The organism is Paenibacillus sp. L3-i20 (assembly GCF_022180385.2).
GTDB lineage: Bacteria > Bacillota > Bacilli > Paenibacillales > Paenibacillaceae > Pristimantibacillus.
In genome coordinates this window covers 1497554-1519944 of the sequence record NZ_BQME02000002.1, presented here as the reverse complement: position 1 = coordinate 1519944, position 22391 = coordinate 1497554, and the positions used below count along the sequence as shown (strand labels likewise).

Genomic DNA, 22391 nt, shown 5'->3' with positions numbered 1-22391 from the left:
ATGTCACTTCAAATTGTTATTGGACGTTCAGGGGCAGGGAAAACAAGCTATTGCCAAGCTGAAATGAAAAGCCGTTTAAGAGCTGAACCTGACGGTCCGCCGCTTATCATGTTAGTACCGGAGCAAGCGACATTCCAAACGGAATATTCACTGCTTCAAGAAGGAGATTTGCGCGGGACATTAAGAGCGCAAGCACTCAGTTTTCGCAGACTAGCATTTCGTGTTATGCAAGAGACGGGCGGTACAGCATTAGTCCCAATTGGCGATACAGGAAAGCATATGCTGCTATATAAAATTGTTCACCGATTCTCCTCCCAGCTGGAATTGTTTCAAAGCGGAGCAGAGCAGCCAGGTTTTATCGATAGACTTGCGGAAGTGCTGACAGAATGGAAACGATATGGCATGTCTGCTGACCTCCTGAAAGAATTAATAGTTAAGACGAATGATTCGCGTTCGCGCTTGTTGCAGCGAAAGTTACATGACCTTGCTGTTATTTGGGGACATATGGAGTCTGAGCTGAGTGGGAAGTATATTGATGCTGAGGATTATTTGCATTATTTAAAAGAAAGCTACGCGGAAGCCAGTTCTATGGAAGATGCAATCATATGGGTAGACGGATTTTATGGCTTCACTCCTACTGAATATGATGCACTGGGGACGCTATTTGCAAATGCTGCACAAGTAACCGTTACACTTACTCTTGACCGTGGGTACGAAGCGGGAGAAGCTCCGCATGAACTAGATTTGTTTCATCCGACAGCAGAAACGTATGGAAAGATAATAGCTATTGCAGAGGCAAACGGCGTAGAAGTACTACCCTTAATTAATCTAAATGATGGTGAAATAGCACGATTTAAAAATAGCGCTATGCTTTGTCATTTGGAGAGACACTATGATAAACGTCTTCCTATGTTACTGCCGGACAAATTACCATCTGACGGGCTACAGGCTGATTACAACATCACATTACAAGCAGCCTCAAATCGGAGATCCGAGGTAGAGGCTGTCGCTAGAGATATTTTACGGCGAGCGCAAGATGAGGATGTAAGATGGAGAGATATAGCAATACTAGTGCGGAATGCTGAGGATTACTCCGACTATTTGACAGTTGTTTTTGACGATTATCAAATTCCTTTTTTTGTCGATCAGAAGGAAAAGGCACTCCATCATCCATTGGTGGAGTTTATTCGTTCCTCTCTGGAAACTGTTTTATTCGGCTGGAGATACGATGCTGTATTTCGGTGCATCAAAACAGAAATGCTCTTCCCAGTTGACGGAAGTATACCGCGCGATTGGTTCGACAGATTGGAAAATTATTCGCTTGCAGCAGGCATCGACGGTTGGAAATGGCTTGACCGCAAGAGCTGGAAACCGCTTGTTTCTGTTTCATTAGACGAAGAAAACGAAATGGAAACAATCATTTCTGATAAGTCGCAGCTTGAATTTGATGTCGTAATGACAGCTAGACAATCCATCGTTCCACTCCTTGAGCAATTTGGTAATTCGCTTCGCAAAGCAACTGATGTCATAGGGATGTGTGAAGCATTATATGTGCTTCTTGATCATTCTAACGCTGCAGATCGACTAGAGCGTTGGAGTCATGAAGACATGGAAAGTGGGAAAACACAGCGAGCTCGGACTCACCGCCAGCTTTGGGACAATGTAATGAGTCTCTTGGATCAACTCGTTGAGCTTGCTGGGAAAGAGTCCATGTCTCCAGAGTTGTTCGCTGGAATGGTTGAGGCAGGATTGGACAGTTTGAAGTTAGCAGCAGTACCGCCTGCTTTAGATCAAGTTTTAGTAGGAAGCATGGATAGGACCCGATCAGGAAACATTCGGATCTGTTATGTTCTAGGTGCAAACGATGGTGTAATGCCAATGCGGGTGAAAGAAGATGGAATATTAACGGAATCCGAACGCGATGAGCTGACTGAGGATGGGATGTCCATGGCTCCGAGCGTTCGGAGACGATTGCTGGATGAGCGATTTATGATTTATAACGCCTTAACGACACCGAGTTCACGGTTATGGATCAGCTGGGCGCAAGCAGACGAAGAAGGTAAAAGTTTGCTGCCTTCAGAAATTATAAGAGGGATACGTTCGTTATTTCCAGGTATTTATGTAAACGAAGTCGTTGCTGAACCAACATTATCAATGTCTATAAATATGCAGCGTACCTATATAGCTCATCCAGAACGAGCAATGACTTATCTCATTACATCACTGAGAAACTGGCAGCAAGGGGCGGAACTTGCCCCGTTATGGATGGATTTGTACAATTGGTTTGCTATTCGTCCGAAGTGGCAGCCTAAATTGCAATTACTAACAAATTCATTAACTTATCATAATCGGGAAATTAATTTACCTATTGCCCTTGCAAGAGAACTGTATGGCGACCGCATGCAAGTAAGCGTCTCTCGAATGGAACGATTCGTTTCTTGTCCGTTCCAGCACTTCGCTATACACGGCTTAAAGCTTCGCGAACGTAAGCTATATAAGCTGGAAGCACCTGACGTAGGTCAATTATTCCATGCTGCCCTCAGTAAGCTTGCAAACGGACTTGGGAGCAACTGGGGAAAACTTTCGAATAATGAAATAAAAGCAGCAGCTTCAAATACAGTTGATGAAATTGCACCAAAGCTGCAATCTCAAATATTGCTCAGTAGCAGCAGATTCCAATTTATTGCTCGAAAGTTAAAAGAAATTGTGGCACAAGCTGCGCTTATATTAGGTGAACATGCAAGAAGAGCAGACTTTAAGCCGATTGCTACTGAAGTCGATTTTGGTCCAAGTGGGACGTTGCCAGCTCTCGTTCTTACGCTGGATAACGGAGCAGAGATGGAAATAATCGGACGTATTGATCGTGTTGATGGCGCAGAGACGAAGGAAGGGCTTCTCCTCCGAGTACTTGATTATAAATCGAGCTCTACTTCATTGAAGCTAGAGGAAGTCGTTCATGGCTTATCTTTGCAAATGTTGACTTATTTAGATGTATTGGTTACTTATTCTCAAGGCTGGCTCGGCAAACCTGCATCGCCTGCGGGAGTTCTTTATTTTCACGTTCATAATCCATTGTTGGCGCTCTCCAACAGACAATCCCCGCAGGATGTATCAGATAAGCTGTTGAAGCGATTCAAGATGCGTGGACTTCTTACGGCAGATGCGGAAATTATTCGTCTAATGGATGATGAGCTTGACACGGGTCATTCTGAACTTTTGCCAGTTGCACTGAAACGTGATGGTGGATTTTATAGCAGCTCGTCTGTCGTAACAAATGAACAATGGTCGATGCTTCGTCGCTCTGTACGAGGAATGATGGGACGTATCGGCAGCTCCATTCAAGCTGGCAATGTTTCTATTGAGCCTTATCGTCTGGGAGGTAAAACGCCTTGTCAATTTTGCGATTACAAAGCGGTATGCCAATTTGATCCGCTATTTGAAGGCAATGACTATAGAAAACTGAACAAGTCTGGCAAAGAAGATGTTTGGCGTGAGCTGGAGAGGGGTGATGGATGATGCATAGTGTAATTCGAGCGCCTAAACCAGAAAATAGTACGTGGACAGATGATCAATGGGAAGCCATCGTCACCAGCGGATCAAATGTACTCGTTGCTGCTGCTGCTGGATCTGGGAAAACTGCTGTTCTAGTAGAGCGTATTATTCGCAAAATATCATCCAATACAGATGTAGACCGCCTGCTCGTTGCAACCTTTACAAAAGCTGCCGCAGCAGAGATGAAGGATCGGATTCGTCTCGCGTTAGAGAAGGAACTGGATAAGAACCCAGAATCAGAGCATCTTCGTAAACAACTAGCTTTAATGGGACGAGCATCAATAACAACTCTTCATTCCTTCTGTCTCGATGTCATTAGGAGATATTATCCGCTAATTGGTCTCGATCCAGGCTTTAGAATCGCGAACGAAACAGAAAGTGAGCTAATGAGACTGGATGTACTGGATGAGCTCTTTGAGCACAAGTACAGTGGAGAGGCTGACGATAGTGGTGCATTTCTATCACTAGCGGACCGATATGGTGGTGAACGTGGAGATGAGCCGCTGTATCATCTTGTGCAGCAACTATATGATTTTGCACAAAGTCACCCTTGGCCAGCTCACTGGCTTAAAGAAACTGCGGGAGCATTTCAAATCGATTCGATAGATGAACTGCAGGAGAGCGACTGGGTAAAAAGCCTTAAAAGTGATATTTCACTTTCGTTAGAAGGAGCCTTTTCACTCGTTGCACAAGCACTTTCTTTAACGAAATTACCTGCGGGACCCGCTCCATATGCAGCTACGTTGGAAGAGGATTTGAGTCTCATCCAAAGCCTTCTTAGTGCAGTGGATTCGACAACTTGGACCTATTGGGCAGAAGCGTTCCAAGACGTATCGTTTGGCAAGCTTAAAGCTATGCGTGGTGATGAGTATGATAAGTCATTACAAGAGCAAGCGAAGGAATTGCGCGAAGGTGCAAAAAAACTTGTAAACGGCTTAACAGATGAACTGTTTGGAAGAACAGCGGAACAATTTCTAGAAGAATTGAAGGAACTAGCTCCACTTATGAGTACGCTTTCGGATCTAGTCATCGATTTCGGACAACGATATGAAACTGCGAAACGGGCAAAAGGATTACTCGACTTTGGTGATTTGGAGCACTATTGTCTTCGCATTTTGCGAGACGAAGCTTCAACACCAATCAATCTGATGCCATCTATTGCTGCACTGGAGTATCAGCAATTGTTTGACGAGATATTGCTCGATGAGTATCAAGATACAAATATGGTGCAGGAAGCGATAGTCTCATTGATTGAGCGAAGCGGCAACGGCAATCGCTTTATGGTTGGTGATGTTAAACAAAGCATCTATCGCTTTAGATTAGCTGAACCCAATTTGTTTCTTAATAAATATAAAGCTTATCGCACACGTTCTGAAGCAGCCTCAGAAAAGGTTAGAGAATCTAGCCAATTGTCTTCATCATTCAGCCCTTTAATGGGACAACGAATTGATCTTGCACGAAACTTCCGCAGCCGTAATGAAGTGGTTGATGGGGTAAACGACGTCTTCCGATCTATTATGCGTGAGAATGTAGCTGAGATGGATTATGATAGCCGTGCAGAGCTTGTATGCGGAGCTACCTTCCCGCAGCCAATACCCGAGGACAGCTGTTTGGTGGAGATCACCTTGTTGGATAGAGCAGACAATGGTGAATCTGAGGAAGATGGATTGGCAATCGATTACGAGGAAGATGCCGATGTGGATCAAGATGGGGAATTCAGTTCTGAAGAGATGTCGGATCTGAAAGTTGTTCAGCTTGAAGCTCGCTGGATCGGTGAGAAGCTTCGAGAACTGATGGATAAGGGCTTTCAAGTTTTCGATAGTAAGAAACATAGCTATCGTCCGCTGGAATGGCGTGACGTCGTTATTCTTCTTCGTGCAACCACTCAATGGGCTCCTGTCATAATCGAAGAGCTTCAGTTGAAAGGGATACCCGCTTATGCTGAGCTCAGCAGCGGTTATTTTGAAGCGATTGAAGTAGAATCAATGCTCTCTTTACTGCGTGTCATTGATAATCCATACCAAGATATACCACTTGCAGCTGCGCTGCGTTCACCACTGTTTTCCCTGACTGCAGAGGAACTAGCACGTATTCGAATTAAATCAAACAATACATCCTATTATGACGCTGTTCTCCATGCCGCAAGTGATGATAAACTAGAAGTGGAATCAAGAGTAAAAGTTTCCCGTTTTCTAGATAGTCTAGATCGCTGGCGTGCAGAAGCACGACAAGGCTCGCTGGCTGAATTATTGTGGCGTATTTACCGTGAAACAGGTTATTATGATTTTGTTGGTGGACTTCCAGGTGGTGCGCAAAGACAAGCTAATTTACGATCATTGCATGATCGTGCAAGACAATATGAAGCCACTTCATTCCGTGGATTATTTCGTTTTCTAAGATTTATCGAGCGTATGCGTGATAGTGGCGGAGATCTGGGAACAGCACGAGCGTTAGGCGAGCAAGATGATGTTGTTCGTATCATGTCCATCCATAAAAGTAAGGGACTTGAGTTTCCGGTTGTGTTTGTAGCGGGATTAGGGAAACTTTTTAACCAACAGGACTTGAGAAGTTCGTTTCTAAAACATAAAACGCTTGGTTTTGGTCCTAAATTTGTCGATCCTGATTTAAGAATTAGTTTTCCCACACTGCCTTTTCTAGCAATTCGTAGGAAGCTGAGGATGGAGCTTCTAGCAGAGGAAATGCGAATTCTTTATGTTGCTCTCACTAGACCTAAAGAGAAAATGTTTTTAGTCGGGACTGTTGCTGACTCTGCCAAAAAGATGAAACGCTGGGAACAGTCATTGGACGGGAATGGGAACATAACTGACTTCCGAGTAGCGACTGCAAGATCATTTATGGATTGGCTGGGCCCACTTGCTGTAGCTGGATTTGCTCAAAATAGTGGCGCCGCTATACATCCTCAATCAGAAGCGCATAAAGCTAAATCGAATGGCGATTCAGATACTGTTTGGGTAGCGCAGATTGTACCGGCATCGTTGTTTGGAAATGAAGCTGCAGCAGCAAGTGCAGAAGAGAATAATAATTTAAATGCTACGTTTACAGAGCGTTTGCAAGCTATAACCTCACTAGCCTTGTTAGAAGATGTAGAAGAAGATGTTGAGTTGCGCAAGCGATTAGGCTGGCAATATCCTCACAAGGCTGCACAAGATTTGGCGGCGAAAACATCGGTAACGGAGATGAAGCGTCTCCATTCTGTCTTACAAGAACCTGATGAGGAACAGTTGGAGCAACTGACTGAAGTAATTGATCAGAGTATGCAACAAAACTTTACACTTCGTTTGAGACGACCTTCCTTCATGGAGGAGAAGTCGCTAACTGCTGCAGAGAAAGGTTCAGTCAATCATCTACTTATGCAGCATGTGCCGCTCAGTGGGATCATTAACGAAAACTCTCTTAATAAGACGCTTGCAGGTATGATTGACAGACGGCTTCTAACAAGTCGGCAATCTGAGGCTATAGATCTTCGATCTGTTGCTGCTTTTTATGATAGTGAGCTAGGACAGAGGCTGCAAAAAGCGAGTTGGGTTCGCAGAGAAGTACCGTTCAGCTGTATGTTTCCAGCGAGTAGAGTGTACGGAACAGCTGATGTACAAGTGAAGGATGAGTCCATTCTGATCCAAGGTGTTATCGATTGTCTCTTTCAAGACGAGCAAGGTGTCGTCCTTCTAGATTACAAGACGGATCGTGTCAACAAGAAGGATTGGGTTCAAGCAGCAGAACGCCATCGCTTCCAATTGGAGCTTTATGCAGAGGCTATTGAAGCGGTTCTTGGCCGGAAGGTTGAAGAGCGTTACGTGTTTTTCTTTGACGGCGCCCAGAACGTTAAGTTGTAAAGCAATTTTTACTTTTATCGCATGGAGGGAGAAACTTGGGGGACAAAAAAACGAGACGGCGTCCGTTAGCGCTGCCAATTACTTTAATACTATTAGTTATGAGCATTATGGGGAACGTACTGTACTCGACTAAAAATATTGAATATTCGCAAAGAGAAAAAGTAGAAGCGGGTCAACAAATTTTTGATGGCTTTGCTAATGGTAAAAAGGATATGGATTATTGGGGTCAATACATCGCTCAAATCCAGCAGATGTCCACTATTGACGCTCAAGGTGCTCGGTTAACTGCGTCACATTTGAGTGAAGCTCTTGTTCAGAATGAGAGTGGACTAGCAGTGTTGATGAAGGATGCAGCGGAGTTATCGAGTGAGGAATTTTCTCAAGCTTCTGGCGAATATGATGCTTTGATTAAACGGATGCATGAAGAATTACGAAGTATCGGTGATGGGAACGGAGCGCTTAAGGAAGAGGAACTGCAAAATGTTGAGGCAGCAAAAGCAGTTATTACCGAGTTATCTACTGGAGTGAATAAATTCCATTTTTCCATGGAAGGTAACCGTAACGCACTTATCCGACTATCAGGCGGTTATGACTGGCTTGATATTGCAGCTATTCTACACAATACAATTAAAAGTTATACAAATGGAAAGTGATGTAAAACTAGTCTGTTTTAACAGTAGCCAAATGCCCATTCCTGCATAATATGAAGCAACAGGGAGGCTGAATATTATGGAGAATGCGGCAGTGGATATATCGAACAAAAAGAAACATTGTGAGCAGCATATGCACCGTTACGTTATGGTTCAGACGATTGATGGAGTATGTTGTGACGGGATTGTGGAGCACGTCGATGAAGATATGGTTTATATAGCTGTTCCATATTGTCCTAACGAATACGGAAGAAACGATTACGGCAACAGACCGTTTCATGGTGGCCATGGTTTCGGTCATGGTTTTGGTGGAGGATTCTATCCAAGACGCTTTTTTCGTAGAGGATTCCCCTTTGGATCGCTGCTTGCTTTGTCATTACTTCCATATTATTACTATTGATTCTTGTTTAAGCGACGAAAATCAGGCCAAGCCTGACTTTCGTCGCTTATTTATTGGACGAGCGCCGAAATTTTCGTTATGATAGTGGATAAGGATTCGTAAGGGGGTAGAATAACAATGGACTGCATTTTTTGCAAAATCATCGAAGGCTCGATTCCGTCGACTAAAGTTTTCGAAAACGAACGAGTTTTGGCCTTCAAAGACATTCAGCCAGCCGCTCCTGTTCATATATTGATCATTCCGAAGAAACATATTCCAACAATGAACGATGTAAAGGATGAGGATGCTGATCTGATCGCAGAGCTGTTTGCCGCAGCTCGACAAATCGCGAAGGAACAAGGGATTGCGGACGCTGGATACCGGCTTATTAACAACGTAAACAGCGATGGAGGACAGGTAGTCTACCACTTGCATATCCATCTGCTGGGCGGCCAGAAGCTTAGCACATTATTGGCAAACTAACGTAAGTTGACACTTGCTTTCAGTTTACCTTATAATGAAATTTGATAAACCGTGTTAAAGCTCTGGACGGTCTGTTTCGGAGGGAGGGAAAACTGGTGTCTGAAACTAAAGTTCGCAAAAACGAAACTATTGATGCTGCGCTTCGCCGCTTTAAACGTTCCATCGCAAAAGACGGTGTTTTGGCTGAGGTGAAAAAACGCAAGCATTATGAAAAGCCAAGTGTTAAGCGCAAGAAGAAGTCTGAGGCTGCGCGTAAGAGAAAGTTCTAGGAGGAGCCTTGCATAATGAACCTGAGCGAACGATTGACCGACGATATGAAGCAAGCCATGAAGAGTCAGGAAAAGTTCAAACTAAGCACAATTCGAATGATGCGTGCATCGGTAAAAAACTTGGAGATTGATCTCAAGCGTCCTTTGGACGATAATGAAGTGCTTGATATATTGAGTCGTGAGATCAAACAACGTAAAGATTCCCTCCAAGATTTTAAAAAAGCCGGCCGCGAGGATTTGGTTACGGGTCTTGAAGCAGAAATCGAAATTATTAGTCAATACCTTCCTGAACAGCTAACTGAAGAAGAGATTCAAGAGATAGTAAGGCAGACCATCCAAGAACTCGGTGCTTCTTCCAAAGCCGATATGGGGAAAGTTATGAGCGCTCTTATGCCAAAAACTAAGGGTCGCGCTGACGGTAAACTAGTAAATCAAGCTGTACAGCAATTTCTGCAATAGCAAAGTACTAACTCGCAAAACACCCCTTTTTAGGGGTGTTTTTTTATGTTGATACAGTTAAAAGTGATCGATTATGAGAAAAATGAAACAAAACAGGCTTTTTAACGTATTAGGGAATAGTATTCGAAAAGAGGAGGGCCTTACTTGCATAGAACAGGCTGGTTGAGAAAGGTTGTTTTCTTTCCCCTTATGCTCTTTGCACTCGTTTGCCTTACGCTAGGAACGGCCATTATGCCGTTAGCTTCTGCTGACACAAGCGTAACTGGTAAAACGGAGGAAACTGGTACATCGGTTTTTGTAATACCGGTCAAGCATACAGTTGAGCAAGGGTTGCATTCGTTTCTAGAACGAGCATTCAAGGAAGCGGAAGAAGCGAACGCCGAGCATATTATTATGGTTATTAATACGCTGGGTGGAAGAGTAGAAAGTGCAAGTGAAATTGGTGAGCTTATTAGGTCAAGTAAAATTCCTACAACGGCATTTGTTGAGGGAAAGGCAGTATCAGCTGGCACGTATATCGCATTGAACGCCAACAACATCGTTATGCAGCCAGGAAGTGTGATTGGAGCAGCAGCTGTAGTAAACGGTGAAGGAGCGTTGATTGAGAATCCAAAGACAATTTCGTATTGGGTTGGTAAAATGAGCGCTGCAGCTAAGTTGAATGGAAGGGATGCTTCTATCGCAGCAGCGATGGTAGACACTAACATTACAATTAATATGAGTGAATCCATCGGTCGGGATAAGAAGGCAGGAGAAATATTGTCCTTATCTGCTTCAGATGCTGAGAAAGTTGGATATTCAGAGTTTACTGCAAAATCGGTGCAGGAGGTTGTTACTTGGTTAAAGCTTGATAACAGGACATTAATCGAAATCGAACCATCTATTGCTGAAAATGTAGCAAGATTTCTCGTTAATCCTGTTGTAACAACTATCCTTCTTATACTAGGAATCGCAGGAATTGCCATTGAAATGTTAGTACCGGGATATGGAGCGCCAGGTATTACGGGCATAATAGCGTTTGGATTGTTTTTCTTTGGTTCTTATGTATCTGGGTTTGCCGGAATGGAGTCAATCGTCCTATTTATTGTAGGTATGATATTATTAGTTCTAGAGTTATTTATACCTAGCTTTGGAATATTAGGATTGCTGGGCAGTGCATCGTTAGTTGCAGGTGTAGTTATTGCTGCTCCAAGTCCAACATCAGGATTTATATCGTTGTTTGTAGCTCTAGTCGTTGCTTCTGTGCCGGTATACCTTTTTGCTAAGTCAAATAAGGGCCGTGGTGTATGGAACAAATTTATATTGCGCGAGCAGTTAACGACAGAAGAAGGGTTCCTGTCAGCTGATGATCGTTCATCGCTTGTTGGTAAGCAAGGTATTGCATTAACAACGTTGAGACCGTCAGGAATAGCTTTAATTGATGGTGAGCGGATAGATGTCGTCACTGAAGGTGAATTTATTTCAGTCAATCGTCCGGTTCAAGTTGTCAAAGCAGAAGGTACATGGATCTTTGTAAAAGAGGTTATTTAGTAAATACAGGTGTTCGATATTATTGTCATGATTTCCAAAAAAAGTTGCTTCACTTATGTGAGCGAAGATGGGGGTACTATTTATGTTTGGATTAGATTCAACCGTTACACTGCTTATTTTTATTGTACTAGGATTAATCGTATTGTCTGTATTTTTGAGCTTCTTCCCGATTATGCTTTGGATATCGGCATTGGCTTCCGGAGTTAAAATTAGCATCATTACACTTGTTGCCATGAGATTGCGGAGAGTTGTACCAAGTCGTATTGTTAATCCGTTGATTAAAGCGACTAAAGCTGGTCTAGGTCTTAACATTAACCAACTGGAAAGTCACTTTTTGGCCGGTGGTAACGTTGACCGAGTTGTAAACGCATTGATTGCAGCACAACGTGCTAACATTCCATTGTTGTTCGAACGTGCTGCTGCGATTGACCTTGCTGGTCGTGATGTGCTTCTAGCTGTTCAAATGAGCGTTAACCCACGTGTTATTGAAACGCCTATCGTTGCAGCTGTAGCTAAAGATGGTATTGAAGTTAAAGTTAAAGCTCGTGTAACGGTTCGTGCTAATATCGATCGACTAGTCGGTGGTGCTGGTGAAGAAACGATTATTGCTCGTGTAGGTGAAGGTATCGTAACGACAGTAGGTTCCTCAAATTCCCATAAAGATGTATTAGAAAATCCAGATCTTATTTCCAGAACGGTTCTCGGAAAAGGTTTGGATGCTGGGACAGCATTTGAAATCTTATCGATCGATATCGCTGACGTTGATGTAGGCAAAAACATAGGCGCACATTTGCAAACAGAACAAGCAGAAGCAGATAAAAAGATTGCTCAAGCTAAAGCCGAAGAGCGTCGTGCAATGGCAGTAGCGCAAGAGCAAGAGAATAAAGCAAAAGTTGTTGAAATGGAAGCTCGAGTTGTTGAATCAGAATCACAGGTACCACTTGCAATGGCAGAGGCGCTAAGAAGCGGTAAGATTGGTGTAATGGATTATTTGAACTTGAAAAATATTGAAGCTGATACAAAGATGAGATCTTCAATCGGGGAACAAGACGGTGGAATTGATGACAAGGAAGGACGCTAATAAATAGCGGACTACTTTCTATGAGGGTAACCGGTACTAACGGTCGTTCCTTGGAGGTGAAGGTAAGATGGAATTACTCGAATTTTTATTTCAAAACTTTTATGTAGTCATTGGAGCTGTGTTTTTTCTTTATAAATTTTTGAAAAAACCTGAGAAACAGAATAAGCAGTCAGATATGCCAAGTTTCGAAGGAGAAGAATCTGGTCAATTGGATCCAAACCGTACTCTGGAGAAACATGGTACGGGAAGCTCGCCTAAGCTCGATGGCAGCGGATTATCAGAGCAGTTAGATCCTTCTCAGTCACAACATAATAATCAGACTGTATATCGTTCTCGACTTGATTCTGAGATTAGCATTGAGGGAACCTCACATGAAATGAAGGAACTTGATGGAATTAATTCTGATTATAGAAGAGGCATGCATGATCGTAATCGTGACTCTGTACCAGAGAGATCATCAAGACCGTCATTTGCGAGCTTAGGGGGACAATCATTCCCGCAAGGACGGGAATCGATTGAGACGTCTCGAACTTCAAAACCACGTTTATCTAAAGCGGAGTTGAGACAAGCATTTATATGGTCTGAAGTGCTTGGATCACCTAGAGCTAAACGCTCTTATCGAAAGTAACAAATCATTCACGTTCCACTTATATAAGCCCTCATTCCACGTTTGTGGGATGGGGGCTTTTTTTGCTGTGAAAACCATGTATGAAAAAAGCTGAGGCAGCTTGGAATATTTGTAATGGATCTCATATTTGAAGGAGTATTAGCATAATTTGGTATAGCACATGTTTATCGTCATAGTTGTGTTTGAGCTGTACTAAGCTTACGAAGCCAGTATGCGCTGCAAACCTTGAGGAGGCTACGATACGTCAATGCGCCATTTGAAACGGAAATTTCACAAGATGACGGCTGAGCTTCTAGATATGCCTCAAGATGTCGTATTTGATTTACCGAGACTTACGATGATTGGGGACCGACAGCTCTATATTGAAAATCATCGGGGGGTTGTTCATTTCTCCAGTGAATGCCTTCGCCTCGCACTTAGCAAAGGACAGCTAGAGGTAAACGGAAGTTCGCTCGTCATTAGGACCATTTGGACTGAGGAAGTATTTATTGAAGGAGTCATAACCAGCATTCAGCTGCTTCCATAATGAGTGAGGAGGAGAACAGATTGAAGGGACAAAGTATAATGTGGGTAAAGGGAGTCGTTGTTGTTCATGCACGAGGTGGTGAACCTGCGGAATTGGTAAATAAGGCACTTGCAGGCGGCTTAGAGCTGTCTGCAATTCGTTGGACAAGCAAAGGGTTACTGCAATTTGAATTATCCGTTAGCGACTTTTTTCGTTTACGACCGTATTTAAAGGAGACAGGCTGTCGCATTCATGTAATCGAGCGAAGAGGTCTTCCGTTTTGGCTTGTGAGAGCAGAACGTCGTGTTTGGTTCACAGGTGGCATAGCATTATTTTTTGGTATGATCTTTATGTTATCATCTCTTGTCTGGAGTGTAGATGTAGAAGGTAATGTAAAACTTACTGAGGATGATATATTGAAAGCTGCAAGGCAAGAAGGGCTATATGCGATGCAGTGGTCGTTCCGTCTACAAGACGCAGATGTAATTTCCAGACGACTTGTGAATGCATTGCCTGGGACAACTTGGGTTGGCGTTGAGAAGAAGGGAACTAAAGTTAAAATTCAGGTAGTAGAGATGACACTTCCAGAAGGGGTTGCACTTCAAAACCCGCGGCATTTAGTAGCGTCAACAGACGCAGTTGTGACCCAGATTATCGCAGAGACCGGAAGACCTGTAGTCAGGAAAAATACGCGCGTCAAAAAGGGACAAACTCTTATCTCGGGGACAATCGGATCAGAAAGTAATTCACGCACGGTAGTGGCAAAAGGGACGGTTCGAGGTCTAGTTTGGTATGAATTCGATATTGAAGCACCAATGATGCAAAAAATGAAAGTATATACGGGTGAGAAAAAGATAAAGTGGCATGCAGTCTTTGGTTCACGATCTTTGCAAATTAGCGGCTATGGAGGTCATTCGTTTTCAAATGTTGAAACGATAAGGCATGAGGAGAAAGTATCATGGAGAAATTGGTCACTCCCAATCGGACGAATGAAGGAGACCATTATGGAGTCTGAGTTGCAGGAACGAGAGTTGACCCAGGAAGAAGCCAAGAGTATCGGATTGTTGCAAGCAAAAGCAGAAATGACTGAATCAAGTGGCACAGATGCACGTGTCGTAAGCGAAATTGTTTTGCATGAAAAGGCGGACAATGGTAAAGTTTATATGAAAGTTCTTTTTGAAGTGGAACAATCTATCGTAGAGGAAATGACATTAGTCCAGATGCAAGGAGATTGAGAATTGTTGCAAAATGAAACGAAAATCATAAAGATTTCGCTCGAAAATGGAGCAGAAGGCTTGGCTGTATTCGGACCTCAGGATAGGTATTTGAGAATGGTAGAAGAAGCAATGGAAGCATCGATCACTTCTCGTGAAGCAGAAATCGTCATTTCAGGTCCCGTTCAAGAGGTGGATTCGCTCGAACAATTGTACAATGTCCTTCTACAACTCGTAAGAGGTGGTTATACGCCTTCAGAGCGTGACATTGCATATGCACTTGAACTTGCGCGCACAATGCAAGCAGATGAGCTGCTAGACTTGTTTAAGAAGGAAATCGCATCTACGTTTCGCGGCAAAAAAATATTAGTTAAAACGATTGGCCAACGCCATTATGTAAAAACGATACGTAAACGTGATATTGTATTTGGAATTGGTCCAGCAGGTACGGGTAAAACATATTTGGCTGTTGTACTTGCGGTTGCTGCCCTGAAGGAAGGAGCAGTGAAGCGGATCGTGTTGACAAGACCAGCCGTTGAAGCAGGAGAAAACCTAGGTTTCTTACCTGGCGATTTGCAAGAGAAGGTTGATCCATATTTGAGGCCGCTTTACGATGCGTTGCATGACGTATTAGGACCGGATCAGACCGTTAAGGCGATGGAGCGTGGATTAATAGAAATAGCGCCACTGGCGTATATGAGGGGTCGAACTTTAGATGACTCCTTTATTATTTTGGACGAAGCACAAAATACGACGCCAGAGCAGATGAAGATGTTTCTTACGAGGCTTGGTTTTGGTTCTAAGATGGTTATAACAGGAGATGTAACCCAGATTGACTTGCCACGAGGCAAAAAGTCTGGATTAATCGAAGCACAACGTATATTGAAAGATATCGAAGAAATCGGCTTGATCTTTTTTACTGAATCAGATGTCGTAAGACACTCATTAGTGCAAAAAATAATTATGGCTTATAATTGGGATGCCGAGAATAAAGCCTAGAAAGGAATGATTGTCGCATGGGCCAAAACGGTACGAGCAAACAGGGAAACGTAATTAAGCCTGTAATGGCGGGAGGTTGGAGACAAAATCCCACTGTTAGATGGATGCTGATGGTTATGTTCGTGCTGCTTTTTTATTTCAGCTTATCGCCGCATGTCATTCCAGAAACGTATGATATCTCGGAAGGTTCTCCAAGCGAAAAGGATATAAAAGCACCATTCCAAATTAAGGATGAGAAAGCAACCCGGCATGCTGAAGAAGAAGCGGCGAACGAAATTGAGGATACTTACAGTATAGTGGCCTTGCGCAATGATACGTTAGTCGACGAAATTTTTATCCACATTGAAAAGCTCAATAAAGATGATCAGGTAACTACTCAAAATAAGATTGAAATTTATCGTAGTCAAATTCCAGATCGTTATATTGCGCACATTAATAATTTTGTCAAAACGAATTCAGGTGATGGTAAATATAATGAATCACTTCTTGGCGAAATGTCTGTTGTAGCTAAAGAACAGCAATACAAGATTCCCGAAGAGACTTTTTATAAGATGCCTCAGTTAACATCCGATCAGCTAACGGAAATGCGTACAGTTACAAAGGAAATCGTCCGCAAACTAATGGCGGATCAACAATTGAGAGAAGCTGAGACAGCACGCACGCAAGTAGCTGAGTTAGTAAATGCGAGCTCGTTGTCGAATCGTACGGAAAGAGAAATCGTTCAGGAACTTGCTCGATTTGCAATTATGCCAAATAAGTTCTTTGATAAGGAATTAACGGATACAGCGAGAGTGTTAGCTAAACAAAATACGCCGCCCGTTATTATCAATCAAGGGGATATTATTGTTAAACGAGGCGAAACCATTACGCCTGAAATGTACAAGTTCCTTTCTGACTCTAAATTGCTGCAAGACAAAAGGAATTATTTTCCTCAGGCAGGACTGTTTATTTTATCACTAATGTTAATTGTTGTGTTGTACGTTTATTTGCATCAGTCTGGCGGTATTAATGGTTTAAGACCAAAATACAACAATGCACAACTATTAATGTTATGGCTTATCTTTTTGATTAACATTATTACGATTCAAATTATAGCATTAACACAGACGGATACTGCGCCGTACGCCGGATTTTTAGCACCTGCTGCGTTAGGTGTTATGCTCATTACATTGTTACTAGATATGCATCTAGCCATAATCAGCTCTTTTATTTTCACGATTATAGGCAGCATAATTTTAAATACGAGTTCTAGCCAAATGTTTGATTTCAAATATGGCTTTTTTATTATCGTAGTTTCATTGGCTGCAATTTTCTCGATCCATAGAGCCAGTCAGCGCTCGACGATTCTAAAAGCTGGAATAATGGTTAGCTTGTTTGGCTCCTTATCTGTTATGACTATTCTAATGATGTCGGAACAATTGGAACGGTTGCCGTTTATTTATTCGGTAGCTTTTGCATTTGCAAGCGGTTTGCTCACGGCTATTCTAGTTATTGGCTTAATGCCGTTTTTCGAAATTACATTCGGTATTTTATCTGCGCTTAAGTTGGTAGAATTATCGAGTCCGAACCATCCATTGCTGCGTAAGCTTCTGACAGAAACACCAGGAACTTATCACCACAGTGTTATGGTCGGCAATTTATCTGAAGCTGCGGCGGAAGCAATCGGTGCAGATGGCCTATTGTGCCGTGTTGGCTCGTTCTATCATGATATCGGGAAGACGAAGAGGCCGAATTACTTTATCGAAAATCAGTCCAATATTGAAAATCCTCATGATTCGATTGAACCAAAGTTAAGTAAATCGATAATTGTGGCACATGCAAGAGATGGTGTGGACATGCTAAAGGCACATAATATTCCAAAACCAATTCGTGATATTGCAGAGCAGCATCATGGAACAACTTCGCTTAAGTTCTTCTATCATAAGGCGCTTAAGCAAGCTGAGGAACAAGGAGTACAGCCTAATTTTACAGAGGAAAACTATCGTTATCCAGGTCCTAAAGCGCAATCGAAGGAAGCAGCTGTGGTTGGTATTTCAGACTGTGTAGAGGCTGCAGTGCGTAGTCTTCGTAATCCAACAGTTGAGCAGATTGAAGCGATGATTAACAAAATTATTAAAAGCAGACTAGATGACAATCAATACAATGAATGTGATTTGACATTGAAGGAATTAGATAAAATTGCTCAGTCGTTAAAGGAAAGTATTATTGGTATTTTCCATTCTCGTATTGAATATCCGGATGATGTAAAGACGAAGGAGCGTATCGATTAGAATGAGCTTGCAATTAGATTGGAGCAACGAACAGAATAAAGTAGAAATTCCCGATAACTGGATTGAGAAGTTGACGGAACTTTTGCAACTTGCTGGAGCAGCAGAAGGTATGACTGATGGCGATGTAGCACTAACATTTATTGACGATGAAGGAATCCACGCTTTAAATCTTGAATATCGGGGTATTGATCGACCGACAGACGTGTTATCATTTGCAATGCAGGATGATGGCGTCGATGAACTAAATATTATTTTTGAAGTTGAAAACGAAGATGAAGTAGACCCAATCTCTGGTATGCTCGGCGACATTATTATTTCTGTAGAACGTGCAGTTGCCCAAAGTGAGGAATATGGACATTCGTTGGAAAGAGAAATTGCCTTTTTGTTCGTACATGGCTTCCTTCATTTAATTGGCTATGATCATCAAGATGATGCGTCAGAAGCGGTTATGACGGAGAAGCAGGAAGCGGTTCTGCAAAAAGCAGGATTGACTCGTTAATGCTTAGATTTGTACGCAGTGCATGGCTTGCACTGACGGGAATCGTCTTTGCTGTTCGAACGGAGAGACATATGCGCATTCATTGCGTCGCAGCTCTTGTTGTTATATGTCTAGGAACGATCGTATCACTCAGTATTGTGGAATGGGCAATTATTTGTTTTGCTATAACACTTGTAATTAGCGCCGAGCTAGTTAATACTGCAATAGAGCAGGCAGTGAACTTAGCAAGCCCCAATCATCATCCAATCGCCAAAATAGCGAAAGATGTTGCGGCAGGGGCAGTACTTGCCGCAACGTTTGGTGCGATAATAGTGGGGCTGCTCGTTATTGGGCCGCCCTTGTGGCGTCTAATTTTTATTAAATGACAGCATGAATCGTGAGGAGCATATGAGATGGAAAATAACAATCTTTCAGAGTTATACACAACGTTACTACAAGCTGCTAAGGAAGCTATGGGGCGTGCATACGTACCTTATTCAAACTTTCAAGTAGGTGCAGCTTTATTAGATAAAGATGGTCATATACATTACGGCTGTAATGTGGAAAACGCCGCTTATGGTCCAACTAATTGTGCGGAGCGGACAGCATTGTTCAGAGCGATTGCAGATGGAAAAGGAGCTAGATCATTCCAAGCTATTGCTGTTATGGGTGATACAGATGGACCTATTACACCTTGCGGCGTTTGCAGACAAGTATTGGTTGAGCTATGTGAGCCAGATATGCCTGTAATTATGGGTAATCTGAAGGGGAACTTTGCAATATCGACTGTAGCTGAGCTGCTGCCAGGCGCATTTACGCCGTCGTCTTTACACAAGGAGGAGCAAGTATAATAATGAGTCAAACACCTACTAATAAAACGGGAGCGAAAAAATTCCGTTCTGGATTTGTTGCAATTATTGGAAGACCTAATGTGGGCAAATCCACTCTTATGAATCATTTAATCGGGCAAAAAATAGCGATTATGTCGGACAAACCGCAAACTACGCGTAACAAAATTCATGGTGTCTATACAAATGACGATATGCAAATCGTATTTTTGGATACGCCAGGCATACACAAGCCTCTTTCCAAGCTAGGCAATTATATGATGCAGACGGCTCAGAGTGCATTACAAGAAGTAGAAGCAGCCCTTTTCCTTATCGATGCATCGGAAGGATTAGGAGGCGGAGATCGATTTATTATTGAGCAGCTAAAAAAAGTGAAAACTCCAGTGTTTCTAGTCATGAACAAAATTGACAAGGTACAGCCGGAGCAACTTCTACCGATGATTACACAATATAACGCCCTTCATAGTTTTGCGGAAATTATTCCGATTTCTGCCTTGCAAGGCAACAACATCAGTACACTTATGGAGCAAATTTCTAAATACTTACCTGAGGGTCCTCAATATTATCCAGCAGATCAAGTTACGGACCACCCGGAGCAATTTGTTTGTGCTGAGCTTGTCCGTGAAAAGATATTACACATGACTCGTGAAGAAATTCCGCATTCTATCGCGGTCGCTATCGAGGATATGCGCGTTCAAGAAAATGGTGTTGTTTATATCGGCGCAGTCATTTACGTCGAGCGGGATTCCCAAAAGGGTATTATTATCGGAAAACGCGGAGAGTTGCTGAAAGAAGTTGGGAAGCAAGCCCGTAAAGACATTGAAGCGCTTCTTGGCTCACGTACTTATTTGGAATTATGGGTTAAAGTGAAAAAAGATTGGCGTAATCAGGACAGAGTACTTAAAGATCTTGGATTCCGCCACGACTGACGTAATTTACTAAGCATATCGTAGCAACTTTTATCGCATCCTATTAACGTCTGGAGCAGCATTTCCGAGGCGGAAAGGGATGAATACGTATGCGAGATTTTTCGTGGAAGTATTTTACGTTGACCGGGGATGTCGAATCCTTCATGCTTTACAAGGAAATGGATCAAAGTGGATTATCTACACACTCTGATGCGTTGGATAAACAGGACGATGAGCTTTCATTGTTAGATGATCTGGAGTAAGTATAGTTGCATATACTTGCATCGGGTAAAATGAAGGTTGTTTCATGGGGGAGACACCGGAATGTTGTATCGCGTAGAAGGTATAGTAATCCGAAGTATGGATTATGGGGAAAATAATAAGATTGTAACGCTGCTTACAAAAACGAATGGAAAAGCAGGCGTTCTTATACGAGGAGCCAAAAAAGTTAAAAGTCGGCATTCCTCGCTCGCACAGCCTTTCACATATGGAGAGTATCAATATTTCCGAGGGACGACTGGACTTGGAACGCTTAATCATGGTGAGATTATTGAATCTCACCATGATTTGCGTTCCCAGCTGGATCTATCGGCATATGCTTCGTACGCAGCAGAATTGACTGATAGAACGATTCAAGATGATGAACCAACTGGATTTCACTTTGAGCAGCTAAAAGCATGTTTTGCGGCAATGAAGGACGGGAAAGATGCACAAATCGTATCGCATCTCTTTGAGATGCGAATACTGGATCTATCTGGGTATGCACCCGAGCTAGATGAATGTGTAAACTGTGGAAACAGGGTGGGCCCGTTTCGACTTTCGGCCTATGCTGGAGGCATATTTTGTACACGATGTACCAGTCGTGATTCTGCTGCGTTGCCAATTAGTGAAGGAGTACATAAGCTGCTACGTCTGTTCCGGGGCATGGATATGCGAAGGCTTGGCTCAATTGCTCTAAAAGATGAGACTAAAGCTGAGCTGAAGCTTTGTATGCGAGCGCTAATGGATACACAACTGGGTATTGTACTTAAATCAAGAAATTTTCTTGATCAGCTCGATAAATTAGTTTGACATTTGGACATGATCCGCATAAAATAGTAAATTATGAATATTGGACAATGATGGAGAAAGTAGTTATGGTCTGTCGACAACATTAGCGAATCGGGGAAGGTGAAAGCCCGGTAGGACAATCATAACGAAAGGCGCTCCGGAGTCTTACGGATAAAAGAGGGTTGTCTTGCGAACAAGATGACCAAGTAGGGTGGAACCGCGGGATTATAACTCTCGTCCCTACGTCTGGGAGCAGACGTAGAGGCGAGAGTTTTTTAGTTTGCCAAAACAATGTTTGCTCCAGAACGATTGTCCTTAAAGGACAAATAATCGAGGATAAAGGAGTCGAGCGAAATGAATTTTCAAAACATGATTTTGACGCTTCAACAATTTTGGGCGGAACAGAACTGTATTTTGGTACAGCCTTACGATGTGGAGAAGGGTGCAGGCACGATGAATCCGATGACTTTTCTACGATCGATTGGTCCTGAGCCATGGAACGTAGCATACGTGGAGCCTTCCCGTAGACCGAATGATGGTCGTTATGGTGAAAATCCGAATCGGCTGTATCAACATCACCAATTCCAAGTTATTTTGAAGCCGTCGCCAGACAACATTCAAGAGGTGTATTTGGAAAGTCTTAAACGTCTTGGTATCGATGCAAAAGATCATGATATCCGATTCGTTGAGGATAACTGGGAAGCCCCTACACTTGGCGCATGGGGACTAGGCTGGGAAGTGTGGTTGGACGGCATGGAAATTACGCAATTTACTTACTTCCAGCAGGTTGGCGGTATTGATGCTAATCCAGTTGCTGTTGAAATAACGTATGGTTTGGAGCGCCTTGCTTCTTACATTCAAGAAAAAGAAAATGTATTTGAATTGGAATGGGTTGATGGAATCACGTACGGAGATGTGTTCCTACAGCCTGAATACGAGCATTCCAAATATACATTTGAAACATCGGATACAGCGATGTTGTTCACATTGTTCTCCATGTATGAAGAAGAAGCTAAAAAAACAATGGATCATAATCTTGTGTTTCCTGCGTACGACTATGTGCTGAAATGTTCACACACTTTCAACCAACTAGATGCTCGCGGAGCAATTAGCGTGACAGAAAGAACGGGATATATAACGCGAGTAAGAAACTTGGCGCGTCAATGTGCTTCTACGTTCTTAGAAGAAAGAGAACGTCTTGGATTCCCGTTGCTTAAGAAAGGAGTGGAGTAAC

At 42.7% G+C, this 22391-nt stretch carries 21 protein-coding genes; all 21 read left to right on the top strand.

Features of this window, described 5'->3' with window-relative positions; genetic code table 11:
* The 21 genes from addB (at position 1) to glyQ (ending at position 22390) form a co-directional block, all read left to right on the top strand.
* Positions 1-3516 (top strand): helicase-exonuclease AddAB subunit AddB, encoded by a 3516-nt coding sequence (gene addB / locus MFF31_RS20735; RefSeq protein ID WP_238190622.1) that lies wholly within the window; start codon positions 1-3, stop codon positions 3514-3516.
* Positions 3513-7406 carry a helicase-exonuclease AddAB subunit AddA gene (gene addA / locus MFF31_RS20730; protein ID WP_238190620.1) on the top strand — a complete coding sequence of 1298 codons (3894 nt, stop codon included), beginning with the start codon at positions 3513-3515 and terminating at the stop codon, positions 7404-7406. Before addB ends, addA begins: the two co-directional genes overlap by 4 nt.
* Before the next feature lie 35 nt (positions 7407-7441).
* The gene (locus MFF31_RS20725; RefSeq protein WP_238190618.1) at positions 7442-8059 is read left to right on the top strand and encodes a hypothetical protein; all 618 of its coding nucleotides are present in this window, start codon (positions 7442-7444) and stop codon (positions 8057-8059) included.
* A gap of 76 nt (positions 8060-8135) precedes the next feature.
* Positions 8136-8456 (top strand): hypothetical protein, encoded by a 321-nt coding sequence (locus MFF31_RS20720; protein WP_238190616.1) that lies wholly within the window; start codon positions 8136-8138, stop codon positions 8454-8456.
* A gap of 117 nt (positions 8457-8573) precedes the next feature.
* Positions 8574-8918, top strand: coding sequence for a histidine triad nucleotide-binding protein (locus tag MFF31_RS20715; RefSeq protein WP_238190613.1), 345 nt, complete (start codon positions 8574-8576; stop codon positions 8916-8918).
* Between the two features lie 95 nt (positions 8919-9013).
* A complete protein-coding gene (rpsU, locus tag MFF31_RS20710; RefSeq protein WP_005547957.1) occupies positions 9014-9187 on the top strand; it encodes a 30S ribosomal protein S21 in 174 nt (57 codons plus the stop codon).
* Between the two features lie 15 nt (positions 9188-9202).
* On the top strand, positions 9203-9646 hold the full coding sequence (locus tag MFF31_RS20705) for a GatB/YqeY domain-containing protein (protein WP_238190611.1): 444 nt from the start codon (positions 9203-9205) through the stop codon (positions 9644-9646).
* 144 nt (positions 9647-9790) lie between these two features.
* A complete protein-coding gene (locus MFF31_RS20700; RefSeq protein WP_238190608.1) occupies positions 9791-11176 on the top strand; it encodes an NfeD family protein in 1386 nt (461 codons plus the stop codon).
* A gap of 82 nt (positions 11177-11258) precedes the next feature.
* The gene (gene floA / locus MFF31_RS20695) at positions 11259-12257 is read left to right on the top strand and encodes a flotillin-like protein FloA (protein WP_238190606.1); all 999 of its coding nucleotides are present in this window, start codon (positions 11259-11261) and stop codon (positions 12255-12257) included.
* 67 nt (positions 12258-12324) lie between these two features.
* A complete protein-coding gene (locus MFF31_RS20690; RefSeq protein ID WP_238190604.1) occupies positions 12325-12885 on the top strand; it encodes a hypothetical protein in 561 nt (186 codons plus the stop codon).
* 247 nt (positions 12886-13132) lie between these two features.
* Positions 13133-13411, top strand: a complete 279-nt coding sequence (gene yqfC, locus MFF31_RS20685) for a sporulation protein YqfC (RefSeq protein ID WP_238190602.1) — start codon at positions 13133-13135, stop codon at positions 13409-13411.
* A gap of 20 nt (positions 13412-13431) precedes the next feature.
* The gene (gene yqfD / locus MFF31_RS20680; RefSeq protein ID WP_238190600.1) at positions 13432-14625 is read left to right on the top strand and encodes a sporulation protein YqfD; all 1194 of its coding nucleotides are present in this window, start codon (positions 13432-13434) and stop codon (positions 14623-14625) included.
* Between the two features lie 6 nt (positions 14626-14631).
* Complete coding sequence (locus tag MFF31_RS20675) at positions 14632-15603, top strand: PhoH family protein (protein ID WP_238192173.1); 972 nt, start codon at positions 14632-14634, stop codon at positions 15601-15603.
* A 17-nt stretch (positions 15604-15620) separates the two neighbouring features.
* Entirely contained in the window at positions 15621-17873 is a 2253-nt protein-coding gene (locus MFF31_RS20670) for an HD family phosphohydrolase (RefSeq protein WP_238190598.1), read from the top strand.
* Position 17874: 1 nt separating this feature from the next.
* Entirely contained in the window at positions 17875-18372 is a 498-nt protein-coding gene (gene ybeY / locus MFF31_RS20665) for an rRNA maturation RNase YbeY (RefSeq protein ID WP_238190596.1), read from the top strand.
* Positions 18372-18737: a diacylglycerol kinase family protein gene (locus MFF31_RS20660; RefSeq protein ID WP_238190594.1), complete on the top strand. Its 366-nt coding sequence runs from the start codon at positions 18372-18374 to the stop codon at positions 18735-18737. Before ybeY ends, MFF31_RS20660 begins: the two co-directional genes overlap by 1 nt.
* A 27-nt stretch (positions 18738-18764) precedes the next feature.
* Positions 18765-19202 carry a cytidine deaminase gene (cdd, locus tag MFF31_RS20655; RefSeq protein ID WP_238190592.1) on the top strand — a complete coding sequence of 146 codons (438 nt, stop codon included), beginning with the start codon at positions 18765-18767 and terminating at the stop codon, positions 19200-19202.
* 2 nt (positions 19203-19204) lie between these two features.
* Positions 19205-20128 (top strand): GTPase Era, encoded by a 924-nt coding sequence (era, locus tag MFF31_RS20650; RefSeq protein WP_238190589.1) that lies wholly within the window; start codon positions 19205-19207, stop codon positions 20126-20128.
* An 89-nt stretch (positions 20129-20217) separates the two neighbouring features.
* On the top strand, positions 20218-20370 hold the full coding sequence (locus tag MFF31_RS20645) for a YqzL family protein (RefSeq protein WP_238190587.1): 153 nt from the start codon (positions 20218-20220) through the stop codon (positions 20368-20370).
* 61 nt (positions 20371-20431) lie between these two features.
* Entirely contained in the window at positions 20432-21178 is a 747-nt protein-coding gene (gene recO / locus MFF31_RS20640) for a DNA repair protein RecO (protein WP_238190585.1), read from the top strand.
* A 333-nt stretch (positions 21179-21511) separates the two neighbouring features.
* Positions 21512-22390 (top strand): glycine--tRNA ligase subunit alpha, encoded by an 879-nt coding sequence (gene glyQ, locus MFF31_RS20635; RefSeq protein ID WP_238190584.1) that lies wholly within the window; start codon positions 21512-21514, stop codon positions 22388-22390.
* Position 22391 lies beyond the last annotated feature (1 nt).